The 13,746-nt window shown below is 65.5% G+C and carries 8 protein-coding genes and 1 pseudogene; 6 read left to right on the forward strand and 3 right to left on the reverse strand.

Annotated features, from left to right (window positions below):
* Positions 1-16 precede the first annotated feature (16 nt).
* The 4 genes from MKD38_RS23625 to MKD38_RS23640 are packed head-to-tail and all read left to right on the forward strand — an operon-like array spanning position 17 to position 4,549.
* Positions 17-1,135 carry an iron-containing alcohol dehydrogenase gene (locus MKD38_RS23625; RefSeq protein ID WP_252680595.1) on the forward strand — a complete coding sequence of 373 codons (1,119 nt, stop codon included), beginning with the start codon at positions 17-19 and terminating at the stop codon, positions 1,133-1,135.
* The gene (locus tag MKD38_RS23630; protein ID WP_252680597.1) at positions 1,135-2,529 is read left to right on the forward strand and encodes an amidase; all 1,395 of its coding nucleotides are present in this window, start codon (positions 1,135-1,137) and stop codon (positions 2,527-2,529) included. The genes MKD38_RS23625 and MKD38_RS23630 overlap by 1 nt, the downstream gene beginning before the upstream one ends.
* Before the next feature lie 34 nt (positions 2,530-2,563).
* Positions 2,564-3,481, forward strand: a complete 918-nt coding sequence (locus MKD38_RS23635) for a tryptophan 2,3-dioxygenase (protein ID WP_252680600.1) — start codon at positions 2,564-2,566, stop codon at positions 3,479-3,481.
* 21 nt (positions 3,482-3,502) lie between these two features.
* Entirely contained in the window at positions 3,503-4,549 is a 1,047-nt protein-coding gene (locus MKD38_RS23640; RefSeq protein WP_252680602.1) for a glutathione S-transferase family protein, read from the forward strand.
* A 91-nt stretch (positions 4,550-4,640) separates the two neighbouring features.
* Here MKD38_RS23640 and wrbA read toward each other — a convergent pair whose 3' ends face one another.
* Both wrbA and MKD38_RS23650 read right to left on the reverse strand, forming a co-directional pair.
* The gene (gene wrbA, locus MKD38_RS23645; RefSeq protein WP_252680604.1) at positions 4,641-5,267 is read right to left on the reverse strand and encodes an NAD(P)H:quinone oxidoreductase; all 627 of its coding nucleotides are present in this window, start codon (positions 5,265-5,267) and stop codon (positions 4,641-4,643) included.
* Between the two features lie 17 nt (positions 5,268-5,284).
* Positions 5,285-6,235 (reverse strand): ring-cleaving dioxygenase, encoded by a 951-nt coding sequence (locus tag MKD38_RS23650; RefSeq protein ID WP_252680606.1) that lies wholly within the window; start codon positions 6,233-6,235, stop codon positions 5,285-5,287.
* Between the two features lie 316 nt (positions 6,236-6,551).
* Between MKD38_RS23650 and MKD38_RS23655 the strand changes: the two genes are divergently transcribed.
* Entirely contained in the window at positions 6,552-7,463 is a 912-nt protein-coding gene (locus MKD38_RS23655; RefSeq protein ID WP_252680608.1) for a LysR substrate-binding domain-containing protein, read from the forward strand.
* Between the two features lie 281 nt (positions 7,464-7,744).
* A pseudogene (locus MKD38_RS23660) lies at positions 7,745-7,888 on the forward strand (alpha/beta fold hydrolase); the annotation flags it as partial.
* A 60-nt stretch (positions 7,889-7,948) separates the two neighbouring features.
* On the opposite strand, the gene MKD38_RS23665 reads toward MKD38_RS23660, so the two are convergent.
* Complete coding sequence (locus tag MKD38_RS23665) at positions 7,949-13,489, reverse strand: trifunctional serine/threonine-protein kinase/ATP-binding protein/sensor histidine kinase (RefSeq protein WP_252680610.1); 5,541 nt, start codon at positions 13,487-13,489, stop codon at positions 7,949-7,951.
* Between the last annotated feature and the right edge of the window lie 257 nt (positions 13,490-13,746).

The raw sequence follows: 13,746 nt of genomic DNA on the forward strand, positions 1-13,746 counted from the left end.
ACGGTGGAGATGTGGAATGAACCAGTTGAAATGCCTGCCGCAGGAAGAGATTGTCTGGGGACTCGACGTGCTGAAGACCGTCGCAGCGACCATGGGGAACTACGGCATCCGCCGCCCGATCACGTTCACCGTCGAGTTCCTTGACGCCGTGAACCGCGAGCACCTGCAGCCTGCCATTGGCGACAGCGTAGGCACCTTCACCGGCCTGCCGCCGCACGTTCCCGATTTCGCCGTGCAGGACGGGCTGCGCGCCTGCATCGGGGCCCGTGCCGAATCGATCATCGCGCTCGGCGGCGGCTCCGTGCTCGACGCCGCCAAGGCGGTCTCTCACCTGCATTTCCAGCAGACCGGCCGCTACCTGCCGATTGCGGCGATTCCGACCACGCTCTCGGGTTCGGAGTTCTCCCACTACTTCGGCGTGACCGAGACCGACGGCCCGCTCAAGTTCAAGCGCAGCCACGCCGTCCGCGAAACCACGCCGAGGCTGGTGGTGCTCGATCCGCGGATGATCGTCGACACCCCGCGCATGCTGCTGCTGAGCTCGGCCATCAAGGGCATCGACCATGCCGTGGAAGGCATGCGCCGGGTCGACGTGGATCACCCTCACGCCATCCTCGCCGCCAGGGGCGTGGAGCGCTTCCTGGCCGTGCTCGAGAAGTGGCCGCGCAAGCTCGAAACGCGCGAGGCTATTGCGGGCGGCCTGGTGTCGACCGACGACCTGCTGCAGCTTCAGCTCGCCGCGTGGCAGTGCTATTTCTATCCCGCTTCGGTGATCTACGGCCTGAGCCATCGCATCGGGCATATTCTCGGCGGGACCTTCGGCGTCCCGCACAGCCTGACATCCTGCATTGCGCTGGCGCCCGTCATCCGCGCCTGCGCCGGTGCCTATGGCCGCAAGCTCGAGATTTTCTCCCTGGACCGTGGCAGCCACACGCCCGCCGCCTTCCTCGCCAACCGCATCGAAGCAGCCGTGGACACGCTGCAACTGCCGAGCCGGCTCGGCGAGCTCGATTTCGACCGGGCCCGGCTGCCGGAGATGGCGGCGCTGCTCAGGCAGAACTATCCCGCCGAAGTGAGCGACCTTGGCGACAACGCAGGCACCAGGCTGGATGCATTGCTGGAGAGTCTGTGGTAATGACCCGCCAGCCCTCCGACAGCTTCCCGCAACCCGCCGGCCTGCGCAACGCCCTCGAGGCCCTCGCCACCGGGCAGATCACCGCGACAGGCTTGGCCGAAACGGCACTCCGCCGCGCGCAGGCCAGCAAGCAAGCGCTCAACGCGTTTGCCGCCATTGACGGGGAACGGGCCTTGCAGGCCGCGGCGGCAAGCGACCGCCGTTACCGCGAAGGCAGCCAGCGTCCGCTGGAAGGCCTGCCGATCGCCATCAAGGACCTGATCGACACCAGGGGCATCGAAACCCTGTACGGATCGGCGGCCTGCCGCGGCAACGTTCCCGCTGCCGATGCCGACATCGTGAAGATGCTGACGGCTTGCGGCGCCATCGTCATCGGCAAGACCACCACCCACGAATTTGCTTGGGGCGTGACCACTGCCAGCCCCAGCTTCGGCGACACCCTGAATCCCCTCGACCATGCCCGCATTCCCGGCGGCTCCAGCGGCGGCGCCGCCGCGGCGATCGCACATGGTGCGGTCATGGCGGGCGTGGGCACCGATACCGGTGGCTCGGTGCGGATTCCGGCCGCGCTGTGCGGTGTCGTCGGCTTCAAGCCGACGCTCGGCACGCTGTCCACGCGCGGCGTGTTTCCGCTGGCGCCCACCTGCGACCATGTCGGCCTGCTGGGCGCACAGGTCGACGACGTGCGGGTGCTCGCCGATGCAATTGGCATCGGGACTTCCCGAGCCGCCGCCAGGATTTCCCCTCGCCTCGGCATCGTCCGGCACATCGCGCCGGTGCCGCTGAGCGCGGAGATCGCCAGCGCTTTCGAGGGGGCAGTGCAGCACCTGGCCCAGGACTTTGCCTGCGAGGACCTCGGCGGGACCCGACGGTTCGACGCCATGTTTGACACCGTGTTCGATACCTTCGCGGCCATCGTCCTGATCGAGGGCGGCATCGAGCATCTGCGCCGCCACGACTGGAATCGCATCGCCGCGTATTACAACCCGGAAACGGTCGACCGGCTCAGGCGCGCGCAGGCCATGGACCTGCGCGCCTATGCGGCGGCCCAGCAGGCGCGGCGGGAGTTCACGGCGCGGCTGCATGCAGCGATGTCGGAAATCGACTTTCTCGTGCTGCCGACCTGTCCTTGCACCGCCCCGCGCCGCGACGCCGGCACGGTCGGCATCGGCGACTGGACCGGCACGGTCCGCGAAGCCCTGATGACCTACACCGCCCCGTTCAACCTCGCCGGCTTTCCCGCCATCTCGATTCCCCTGCCGTCCCGCCACGGCGGCCTTCCGGCGGCATTGCAGATCGTCGCCAGGCCCGGCGACGACGGCGCGCTGCTGCGGGTCGCGCAGCAGATGGAGTCGTTGCTGGGGACCGCCGGTGCTGCACCAGACTTGCCCTGACCACCACCGATCCCACCACCACGAGGAGACCAGCATGAACGACACCGTCAAGCCAGCATCCCTGGCGCCGGCAGAAGCGCCCGCCGGCCATACGCCATACAGCGACTGGTTGCAGACCGACCTGCTCCACTCGCTGCAGCATCCCGTCAGCGACCATCCCGGCGAGCAGGCCTGGATCGTGTCGGCGCAGGTATCCGAGCTCTACTGGATGCTGATCATCAAGGAAATCCAGGCCGCGCAGGCGCAACTCCGCGCCGACGACCTGGCCGGGGCCTGCCGCACGCTGCGGCGCGTCGTCGCCCACCACGAGCCGCTCAATGCCACTTGGCGCTCCATCGCGTGGATGACGCCGGTCGACTTGCTCGCCATCCTGTCCTGCGTCGGTCCCAGGTACGGCAAGGACAGCGCCCTCCAGGGCTGGACCTTCCGCCAGATGGTCTACCTGCTTGGCATCAAGCAGGGCGAGCACCTGCAGCACTTCCTGCCTCAACCCCGGCGCTGGCAGCAACTCAGCCAGGCGCTGGCCGCGCCGAGCCTGTACGACGACGTGCTTGCGCACCTGAACCGCCAGGGCTTCGCCGTGCCGGCGCCGGCTCTCGAGCGCGATTTCAGCGTGCCTTATACGCCGGACCAGGCGGTCGAGCAGGTCTGGCGCGATGTCTACGCTGATCCGGACCAACACCGCGACTTGCAGCAGCTCGGCGAAACGCTGGCCGATATCGCGGAGGGCTTTTGCGCATGGAAGCACCTGCACCTGATGGCAACGCGCCGTACGTTCGGCGCCCGGCCTGCCTACTTCGGCACCGAAGGCATTGCCTGGCTGCTGCCAACCATGAACGAGATCCCGTTCCCGGAACTGTGGTCCGCGCGCGGCTTCATCGGCGATCCGCCCGCGGTGTGCCCGCACGCCCGCGGGCAGCAAGGCGCCCGGGAAACGGGTCGGCATAGCTGACCATCGAGCTGGAACAAATCCATGCGCAATGAATTCATAAGCAACCTGGCCGCCTGCGCCCGTGCTGCCATCGCCGATCCCGCACGGATCACCATCGTCGGAAATGATGCCCAGCCCCGCTTCGAGCTGTTCCATGCGGCCAGCTCCCTGTGCTCCCAGAAGGTCCGCACGGTGCTGTTCGAGAAGCAGTTGCCGTACCGATCGAACGACATGCTGATCCTGAGCGCGATGGGGCCGGACGGCATCATTCCGGCAGAGCACTATCACCCGCCCTACGTCCGCCTGCGGCTGGTAGCTGGCCTGGAAATCGGGCGCGACTTCGTCAGCGGCTATAGCGGGCGCCCTTCCGTGGACACCGACGGCTTCGATCCCTGTGCGGTGCCGTTGCTCGTCGACTACGAAGCCTCCCGCGTGATCGCGGATTCGCGGCGGATCTGCTGCTATCTCGACGCGGTCTCGCGCACGCCGGTCCAGCTCCTGCCCGACGCTGACCAGGCGCGCGCCGCGGTGATGCGCCAGGTGCAGATCGTCGACCAGATGCCGAACGGCGCCCTGCTCTATGGCTCGCATCCCGACGCCGACCGGCGGCCAGACGCGCTCAAGGTGGTAATGGAAACGGTCTACGACCACAAGATCGCAGCGATCGAGGCCATGATCGCCGACCATGCCGAAGACGCCGAACTCGTGGCCGCTTACCGCGCCAAGCTCTCCAAGGAGCGAGGTGGCCGGGCGGTCCGCCGCGATGCCGCATTCCAGCGCGCCGCGCGCCATCACGTCGACGGTGTGCTGAAGGAGCTGGACCGCACCCTGCGGGCATCAGCGGGGCCGTATGCTGCCGGACACGCGTTTTCTCTGGGCGATGTGCTGTGGGGTGTCAACCTGGTGCGGCTGGCGTACCTCGGGCTCGCGCCGATGTGGGACGACCTGCCCAATGTTGCCCGCTATGTCGAGATGCTGGCCAAGCGCCCTTCGCTTTGCAAGGAAGCGGTCCGCGCCACCCTCGACTCGCTGCCGCCATCGCAAGCGATGGATGGCCTGGGAACCTGCATGGAGGCGGCGCCGGCCTGAACGGCAGCCACCGCGTCATCGCTTGTGCCGATGAAGAAAAAAGGGCGGAGACTGCGAGTCTCCGCCTTTTTTTTGCGCTCGGGCCTTATTTTCAGGCTGCCATCGGCTCCCGCTCGGCATGCAGGGCACGGGCGACCGTCGTCACCCTGCGCCCCTGGTACCGTGCAACCTCGAGATGATCGTCATCGGGCTTCACGGTGTCACGGTGCGAGACATGCGTCGCGCCGTACGGGGTACCGGCCTTGAACATCGCCGCGTCGGCATAACCCAGCGGCACGATGATCAGGCCCAGGTGGGCCATGGGCGTGTAGGCCGCCAGCAGCGTGGCTTCATTGCCGCCGTGGCGCGAAGATGTCGTGCCGAACACCGAACCAACCTTGCCGTTGAGCTTGCCCGCGAACCACAGGCCGCCAAGCCCGTCGATATAGGCCTTCAGTTCGGTCGAAATGCTGCCGAATCGCGTCGGCGTGCCGAACACGATGGCGTCGGCCCACTCGGCATCGGCCTCGCTCGGCGCCTCGTATTTCGCGTTCATCTCGGTGGCGTTCTCGAGCCAGCCCGGCGCCTGCCGCATGACGTCGGGCCCGACCACCTCCCGCGCACGTCGCATGCGGACTTCGGCGCCGGCCTCGAGGGCTCCCTCGGCGACGGCCTTGGCCAGCGCTTCGGTGGAGCTGTTGCGTGAATAGAAGACGATCAGTACCTTTGGCTTGCGCATGTCGATCTCCGGCAATGTCATGCAGAAATGGGCTCGAGCCGGCCCAGCAGCTCATCCTTGCGCTCCACCAGCCAGGGCGGGAGCTGGAATTCCTCGCCGAAATGGCCAGGTTCTTCATCGATGGCGAAGCCGATGTCGGTGGTGGTCGCCTCGAACATCACGCCGCCGGGCATCTTGAAGTACATCGAGCGGAAGTAGTTGCGGTGCACCGACTCGGAAGTATCGATGTAGCCCAGTGCGAACAGCTTTTCCTTCAGGATCGCCTGCTGTTCGACGTTGTCCACGGCGAAGGCCACATGGTGGATGGTCCCTTCGCCGTAGATCGACGAGCCCTGGTGCCGGTCCGGCTCATGCAGGAACTCGACCACCGTGCCCGGGCCGCCGGTGTAGGTCTCGAAGCGATAGTACGGACCCGCCTGGCCAACGTTGCGGAAGCCGATCGCTTCGCTCATGAAGCGGATCGATTCGGCGACATCGCGCAGCGACAGCGTGATGCTGTGCACGCCGCGGATGGCATGGGCCGCGGGGATATCGCTGGCGACGCAAGCCGGACGCGGGTCGAGATCCGTTTCGACGAGATCGAACTCGATGCCGCACGGGTGCTGGAAGCGCTGGCGGCGCTCGCCGAAGCGCTCGACCATCTCGCTGTCATACGGCACGCCCATGGCATCGAAGCGGCTGCGCCAGAACTCGAGCGAGCCCTTGGGCACCGAGTAGTTGATGACCCGCACCTGGCCCGATCCCTGGCGCGCCATGACCCCGCGCTGGCGGAACGGGAACGACGTCACCAGCGTTCCCGGATCACCATTCGCGTTGCCGTAGTACAGGTGATAGATGGGATCCTCGCCGTCGAGCAGCACGGTCTTCTTCACGAGGCTCTGCCCGAGCAGCTTGACGTAGAAGTCCACATCCTCCTGCGCGTGCCGCACGCCGGCGGTCAGGTGATGAAATCCCTTGAGCATTGTCATTGTCCTCTCCATTGTGAAATAGGCATGTGGAAACAGCGCAGAGCCGCTCCTGCGCAACAGCTTATGACGGCGGCTTCCGCTTGGGCAGCCATCGGGGTTGTACGCAGGGTTCGGCAAACTTGGACAATGGCGCGCTGCCGGGCCTGGCGCGTCGACCGGGTGGAAAACTGCCCCGGCGGCCGGAGCGCAAACGCGCCGGAGCGCCAAGGGCTTGCCCGGGTGGCAGCGCGCTGCGGCCCTGGAGTATGATCCGCGTCACCCTCTCGCTTCCCGACCATCGCCGCCGCCATCGGAATGGCCGGCGAGCCTCCATGCCATGCTCGACCTAAAGGACGTCTATTACTTCGTGCAGGTGGTCGACCGTGGTGGCTTCACCGCGGCCGGCGAAGCACTCCGGTTGCCGAAGTCAACGCTGAGTCACCGCGTCAAGGAATTGGAAGCCTCGCTGGGCGTGCGGCTGATCAACCGGACCTCGCGTCAGTTCGCGGTGACCGAGGTGGGTCAGGAGTTCTACCAGTACGCCATGGCGCTGATGCGCAGCGCCGAGCTTGCCGAGGAAGCCATGCGTCAGCGGCTGGCCGAGCCGAGCGGCGTGATCCGCGTAACGGTGGCCGTGGACATTGCCCAGTTCGCGCTGCGCCACGTCCTGCCGACCTTCCTCGCCGACCACCCCAAGGTAAGGATCGAAGAAACTGCCACCGACAGGATCGTGGACATCGTCGGCGAGGGCTTCGACCTGGCGATCCGGGGACATGTCGGCCAGCTGCAGGACTCCAATCTGGTCCAGCATCCGCTGGCCAGGACGCCGTGGCATCTGTTCGCGGGCCCCGGCTATCTCGAACGCACTTCCGTGCCGGCACAACCCGGGGAACTGGCGTCTCACGCCATCATCGCCATGGCGGGCAAGGCCGCGTCGCAATGGCAACTGCAAGGGCCGGACAAGTGCGTGGCCACGGTCCCGTTTGAACCGAGATTCCTCAGCAACAGCCTGATCTCGCTGAAAGAGGCGGCGTGCGCCAACGTGGGCGTCGCAGCGCTGCCGGTATACGCCTGCCAGGCGGAGCTGAAGGCCGGCTCGCTCAGGCAGATATTGCCGGAATGGATTGCGGCGGACGCTCGCATTACTGCCCTCATCCCCTATCGCACCGGCTTGCTTCCGGCGGTCCGCACGCTGGTGGACTATCTCGCGGTGGTGTTGCCAAAGGTGACGGCGTTCGACCACAACTGAGCCTTTCGGTACGCCAGGTCATTTGGTGCGATGCCATCATATGGTGGCCGCTGCCCTCATGAGGCTGTCGGCGGCGCTGAAGCGATTGAGAAGTGCGACCATAAGGTAAAGCTAGCAACCTTCGCTCCCGGCGAAGATCTGCGCGCTAACTGAGACCGGTGGCAGTGGTTGCAATACTGCAAGCAGCGCTTTGACATTGAGGGCAAGCCAACCGATGCCCCCTCGATGGCCGTGCACGACAAGGGTACGGGGTCTGCTTCGAAGTTCGGTACCGCACCTGCGTGCCCTACGCCGATTCCGGGCCGCTGTCCGCCAAGCTTCCGAAGAAAGGAATCCTGAAGACATATAAGGGCTTCCCGCACGGCATGCCAACCACGCACGCGGAGGTCATCAACGCGGACCTTCTGGCCTTTATCAAGGCCTGACAAGAGCAAGGCGGAGGGGAGCGCTGGTGGCGCAAGATCTCCTCCCCCGCTGCGTAGCAATCACGATGAAACGTCTGGATGTGCAGGCACCGTGAATTGGACGACTGCGCCGCGGGGGAGGTTCTCTCCCACCCACAAGCGGCCGCCATGTGCGTCGATGATCGACCGGCAGATCGACAGTCCCATGCCCAGGCCGGCAGGCTTGGTCGTGTAGAACGGCGCGAACAGGCGCTCGGCATCCTGCGGCTCAAAGCCTGCTCCCGAATCGCTCACTATCACGCGCACGCAGTCAGCCTCGTGTTTCCCCGTGCTGATGACCAATTGCCGTACGCCGTCGCTGACGCTGCCCATCGCCTCGAGCGCGTTGAGGATCAGGTTGAGGAGCACTTGCTGCAGTTCGACCCGGTCGCCTTCGATGCATGGCAAACCGTCCACAAGGCGCGTCTGTACCGAAGCGCCAACCTTCGTGGCTTCGCCACGGGTCAGCTCGATCACCTCGCGGATCGCCTCGTTGATGTCTACCGGCTCCTTGCGCGGCGGCGCCTTCCGGATCAGCTGGCGGATGCGGCCGAGCACGTCGCCGGCCCGGTTGGCATCCTTGATGATGCGGCCCAGCCCTTGCGCGGCCTCGTCGATGTTCGCAGGCCGGGCGCTCAGCCAGCGCAGTGCAGCCTGGGCGTTGGTCAGGGTCGCGGCGATCGGCTGGTTGACTTCGTGGGCGATCGAGGCCGTGAGCTGTCCCATGGTCGCAACGCGGTTCGCGTGTGCCAGTTCGGTCTGCACCTCCCGATAGCGCCGCTCGCCCTCGCGCACTCTTTGCTCGGCCTGCTTGCGCTCGGTCAGGTCCAGCACGAACGCGACGCCTTCCTTGCGGCCGGCTTCGAAGGTGGCCAACCCGACGATGACAGGCACACGGCTGCCATCCTTCCTGATGTACTCCTTTTCGTAGGGCCTGGCGCGCCCCGTCTTGCCGACCTCTGCCAGCGCCTGTTCGCTGCTGGCCAGCAATTCCGGCGGCGTCAGGCCTCGCCAGCTCATGCGGCCCGAGACCAGATCCTCGCGCGCATATCCCACCATGTCCAGGAACGCATCATTGGCGTCAAGAATGTTGCCGCCGGCATTCCATACGATGATGCCGATGATGTTGGCGTCGACCAGGCGCCGGATTTTCGCTTCGCGTTCCGCCAGGTCGCGGTACAAGCGCGCATTCTCCAGCGAGATCGCGGCCTGCGATGCCACCAGCTTCAGCACGGCGATGCGCGCCGGGCTGAACACGCGCGCGGTCAGATTGTTTTCGAGGTAGAGTGCGCCGGTGAGCATGCCCTGGTTCATCAACGGCAAGCAGAGAATGGACCGTGCGCGGTGCTGTCGGATGTAAGGATCTTCGGCAAACGACGGCTCGGCCGCAGCATCGTCGAGAAAGACGCTTTCGCCGGTGCGCAGCACATGGAAGAGGACAGACTCGGGCAGCATTTCCGCGCTCACCGGCATGTCGTGCCGCAGCAACCGCGTTGCGTCCCTGCCGGTGACCACTTCCGCCGCAATCCGTTGCTCGCCGCCATCCGACCGGATCAGCACGCCCCGTTCGGCGCCGGCCTGCTCGATGGCCGTGCGCATGACCATATCGATCAGCTTTTCCAGCACGATGTCGCCCGAGGCGGCCTGCGACACCTTGATCACGGTCGCCAGGTCGAGGTGTTCGACGGGTGTCGCGATCGTGCTGGTCGGGCCGGGCACGGGCTCTGCCGTCCTGAGGCGCGGATGCATCTCCTCGAGTTGACGCACCTTCCCGTCGGCTCCCCAACGCAGGTAGCCATGGCGGGCCTTGCTGAGGTACAGATGCGCGATGTCCTCGAATTCACGCGCGGCATAGAACCGCGCAGCCAGCTCGCTGGCAAGCGCCTCGTTATGGACAAAGCCGCTTTTTTGCGCCGAGCGGATGGCCTGCTCATAGTGCTGTTCGGCATCGACCACGCGGCCTTCGAGGCGGGCAATCTCGGCACCGACCAGCGCGGCGCGGTCCGCGAAATTCTCCGGACAGTGTTGCGCCCAGACCTGAAGCTGGCGGTGATGCTCGGCCATTGCTTCCATGTGTTGCGGTCGCTCTTCGACCGGAATAGCCTCGCACCACGCAGCACGCGCCAGCGCGCCGTAGAAGTGGTATTCCGCTTCTTCAAAGAACGAGGATGCGACCCGAAGCAGCTTTTGCGCCTTCGACGCGGCATCCAGGCCCGTTGCAAAGTCGCCGGCGAGATAGCGCGCCTGCAATTTTCGGGTCCAGTAAAAGCATTCGGCGAGCGCCAGGTCGTTGCTGCTGGCCAGATGGTCCTCGGTACGCCGCTCGTCGAACTGATCGTCGTCGAAGCAGCCGAATTTTCGTGAGAAGCCGCGCAGCATACGCACCAGAGCAAGCTGCGTGTCGATGAAATCAACGACCAGGCCGAACCTCACCTTCTCGGCATAGGCCCGCCCTTGTTCGGCTTCGCGTTGCACCTCAGGCAGCGGCTCGCCGGCGAAGAGCAGGTCCGAGTTGAGGTTGTTGCCCGCGAAAGCGCCATACGCGAGGTCGCCTATCCGGTTGGCCGCGGCGAATGCGCGGCGCAGTAGCTCACGGCAAGTCCGTACCGGCTTCAGCCACCGCACGACAAAAATCGAGAAGCAGAGAAACGTCTTGGCCTCGAAGCGCCGGAGCCCGCGCCGGTCCACCAGTTCGCAGCCGAGCAGGCCGAAGCGGTATCCGGCCTGGTAGTCGCCGAAGCGCTGCCCGGCAACCCTACCGACATTGGCGAAGAGCACGCACGATGCATCGCAGATGCCCCTTTCGATGCTAAGGCTGACCGCCTTGCAGATCGTCAGGCACGTCAGGTTCACGTCCGTCTGCACCGCCGGCGCGAAGAGCTTGCTCAGCGCCTCGACCGTGCCTAGAGACTCCGCGTCATCCATCAGCGGCAAATCGATCAGGTCCTCGATGCCTCGCTTGCCGAGCTGAGTCCAGATGCGATCGTATTCCTGTCGCACCGCGTCGTCGCTCGGATGGGCCGACCACTCGATGCCGGCATGCCGGAGGTAAGCCAGGCATACCGCGACCGCGCGGTCACTGCGATCCAGCACCAGATAGACATCCAGTTGCAGACACGCGACCAGCGCCTTTTCGACCATGGTCGTAGCGCGCTCCGAGATCGCTGCCAGGCGCTCGTCGGCCACCGACAACTGCCCGGTCAGGAATTCGCACTCGGCACGGTTGAGAGCCAGTGCAAAGCTCAAGCCATGGCGGTGCTCCCAGCGATCGTCGCCCAGTAGGTCCGCGCCGGTGACCAGATAGGTCAGTGCAGAGGCATAGGCCGTCGACGCCTTGGCGCGCTGGCCGGCAATTAGATTGAATTCGGCCAGTTGCTCGCGTTCGGCCTGATCTGTGATCAGCGAGGCGCCACGATTGAGCTGCCCCACGATTTCAAAGATCGCCTCTTCGCGCTTCTCCGTGCAGGTTTGTGCAGCGAGCAGCCGCCCGATCCGCAGATGGATCTCGGTGCGAGAGGCCTCCGGGATCTGCGAATAAGCGGCCTCGTGAACGCGATCGTGGATAAATTGGTACGAGCCTTCCGACCGCTCGACCAGCTCCTGGCGGACCGCCTCCCACAACGCCGTGTGAACCTGTGGCGCGGGCATGTCGAGAACGGTCGATAGTGTTGCAATCTCGGCGACGTTGCCGAGACAGGCAAGCTGGTGCAATGCCCGCTGCGTCTCGGCCGGCAGGCGGGCCAGCTTGACGACCATCAGGTCCACGACATTGTCGGTGTAGCCCTTGGCATGAATGCGGTCGGCATTCCAGCACCATTGCCTCGCGTCATGATCGAAGGCAAGCAGATCCTCGTCGACCAGCGCGTGCAGGAACTGGATCACGAAGAACGGATTCCCCGCGGTCTTGTCATGTACCAGTCGCGCCAGGGGGGCGATGCGCTCCGGCTCACTGTGCAATGCCTCCGCGACCAGCTCTGTGATGTGCTTGCCGCCAAGCGGCGCCAGGGTGATTTGCTCGATCCTGGCGCCCGCGTCGCGGATCGCCTGGAGCTTGCGCGTGAGCGGATGCGTGGCATCGACCTCATTGTCGCGATAGGCGCCGATCAACATCAGGTGGCGCAGTTCCGAACGGGTCAGCAGGTGCTCGAGCAGGTCGAGCGTTGCCGCGTCGAGCCATTGCAGATCGTCCAGAAACAGGGCGAGCGGATGCTCCTCGCGCGCAAACACGCCGATAAAGCTGCGGAACACGAGCAGGAAGCGGTGTTGTGCCTGTTGTGGCTCGAGCACGGGCACCGGTGGCGGCTCGCCGATGATGAGCTTCAGCTCGGGAATCAGGTCGGTCATCAGCCGGGCGTTGGGCCCAAGCGCCTCCAGCAACGCCCCGCGCCAGCTCGCCAGTTCCGCGTCGCGCTTGCCCAGCAGCGGCCGCACCAGGCCCTGGAATGCCTGCACCAGGGTCGAATAGGGAATGTCGCGCTTGTACTGGTCGAACTTGCCGGATGCGAAGATGCCCCGTGGCGGCACCAGCACCTTGTGCAGTTCATTGACGACCGAGGATTTGCCGATGCCGGAATAACCGGAGACGAGCACCAGCTCCGGCGTGCCGCTCTTCAGAGTCCGATCGAACGCTTCGATGAGGATACCGACCTCGCGCTCCCGGCCGTACAGCTTCTCCGGAACAAGCAGCTGGTCGCGCGTGCCGTGCTCGTCCAGCGGGAACTCGTCAACACGGTGCTGTCGCTCCCAGTCTGCCAGACAGCGCTGCAGGTCATGTTCGACCCCGGCGGCGGTCTGGTAGCGCTCCTCGGCAGTCTTGGCCAGCAGCTTCATGACGACGTGCGATACCACCGTGGGAATGGAATCGATCCGCATGCTGGGCGGCTCCGGCTTCCTGGCGATATGGCAGTGCACCCACTCCATCGGATCAGCGCCCGTGAACGGCAAGGTGCCGGTCAACATCTGGTACAGCGTGACGCCGAAAGCATAGAGATCGCTGCGCGAATCGATCGAACGGTTCATGCGTCCGGTCTGCTCTGGCGCCATGTAGGCCAGCGTGCCGGCGATGGTCTCGGGCGGCTCCGGGGCCTGCCGCTCGCGCGGCAGCCGCGAGGCCAGGCCGAAGCCGGTGAGCCGAACCCTTCCGTCGGCGCAATTGACCACGATATGGGTGGGCTTGAGATCCTTGTGAATCAGGCCGCGCTGGTGCAGCTTGACCAGCGCTGCGGCAATTCCGGCCGCGAGCCGCAGGCATTGGCCGATTTCCATGGGCGCCCCGAGCAGGCGCGCAAGCGGCTCGCCGGAGGGGTCCTCGAGCACCAGCAGGTTCCGACCACCCTCCCGCACCAGTTCCAGCGGCCGCAACGCCCACGCGCCATCGAGGTCGTCCTTCAGGCCGAATTCGTGGGCCAGGCGGTCAAGGCTGGCGGGCGTGGGTTGCTCCGCGGCAGACAGCGCAAGCAGCACGTGATGGTCATCGCCCTCCCCGGGGCGCCGCCCCCGGCAGAAGACGCGCTCGCCGTCCTCCCACAAGATTTGCAGGCTCAGGCTGCTCACCATAGGCGCCGAAACCATGTGTAGGTTCATCTCGCACTCCGAAAGAGGCTTCTGCCCAGCGTCAGGCTGGAGACGAACGCCACATTCGTCCGACATAACGGGCAAGATACGCTCAAAGAGCCTTTCGCCCCGGCGTTACTGCAGTACCGTGCGCCTCCTTAGCTTACACCTCGGCGCCGCGCCACCATGGGATTAGCGCGTCGGCCCATAATGACCGCCAGCACACCTTACGATAACGGTGCCCGGACGCACGGAGCGATCAAACGACCACAAAAAAAAAAGACCCA

It is taken from the genome of Cupriavidus sp. WGlv3 (assembly GCF_023952475.1).
Classification (GTDB): Bacteria; Pseudomonadota; Gammaproteobacteria; order Burkholderiales; family Burkholderiaceae; genus Cupriavidus; species Cupriavidus phytorum.

What these genes read in the sequence shown, in the direction of transcription:
- wrbA (WP_252680604.1), bottom strand. Translation starts at nt 5,267, where the DNA reads ATGCGCAAGCCAAAGGTACTGATCGTCTTCTATTCACGCAACAGCTCC.
- MKD38_RS23625 (WP_252680595.1), top strand. Translation starts at nt 17, where the DNA reads ATGAACCAGTTGAAATGCCTGCCGCAGGAAGAGATTGTCTGGGGACTC.
- MKD38_RS23635 (WP_252680600.1), top strand. Translation starts at nt 2,564, where the DNA reads ATGAACGACACCGTCAAGCCAGCATCCCTGGCGCCGGCAGAAGCGCCC.
- MKD38_RS23650 (WP_252680606.1), bottom strand. Translation starts at nt 6,235, where the DNA reads ATGACAATGCTCAAGGGATTTCATCACCTGACCGCCGGCGTGCGGCAC.
- MKD38_RS23630 (WP_252680597.1), top strand. Translation starts at nt 1,135, where the DNA reads ATGACCCGCCAGCCCTCCGACAGCTTCCCGCAACCCGCCGGCCTGCGC.
- MKD38_RS23655 (WP_252680608.1), top strand. Translation starts at nt 6,552, where the DNA reads ATGCTCGACCTAAAGGACGTCTATTACTTCGTGCAGGTGGTCGACCGT.
- MKD38_RS23640 (WP_252680602.1), top strand. Translation starts at nt 3,503, where the DNA reads ATGCGCAATGAATTCATAAGCAACCTGGCCGCCTGCGCCCGTGCTGCC.
- MKD38_RS23665 (WP_252680610.1), bottom strand. Translation starts at nt 13,489, where the DNA reads ATGAACCTACACATGGTTTCGGCGCCTATGGTGAGCAGCCTGAGCCTG.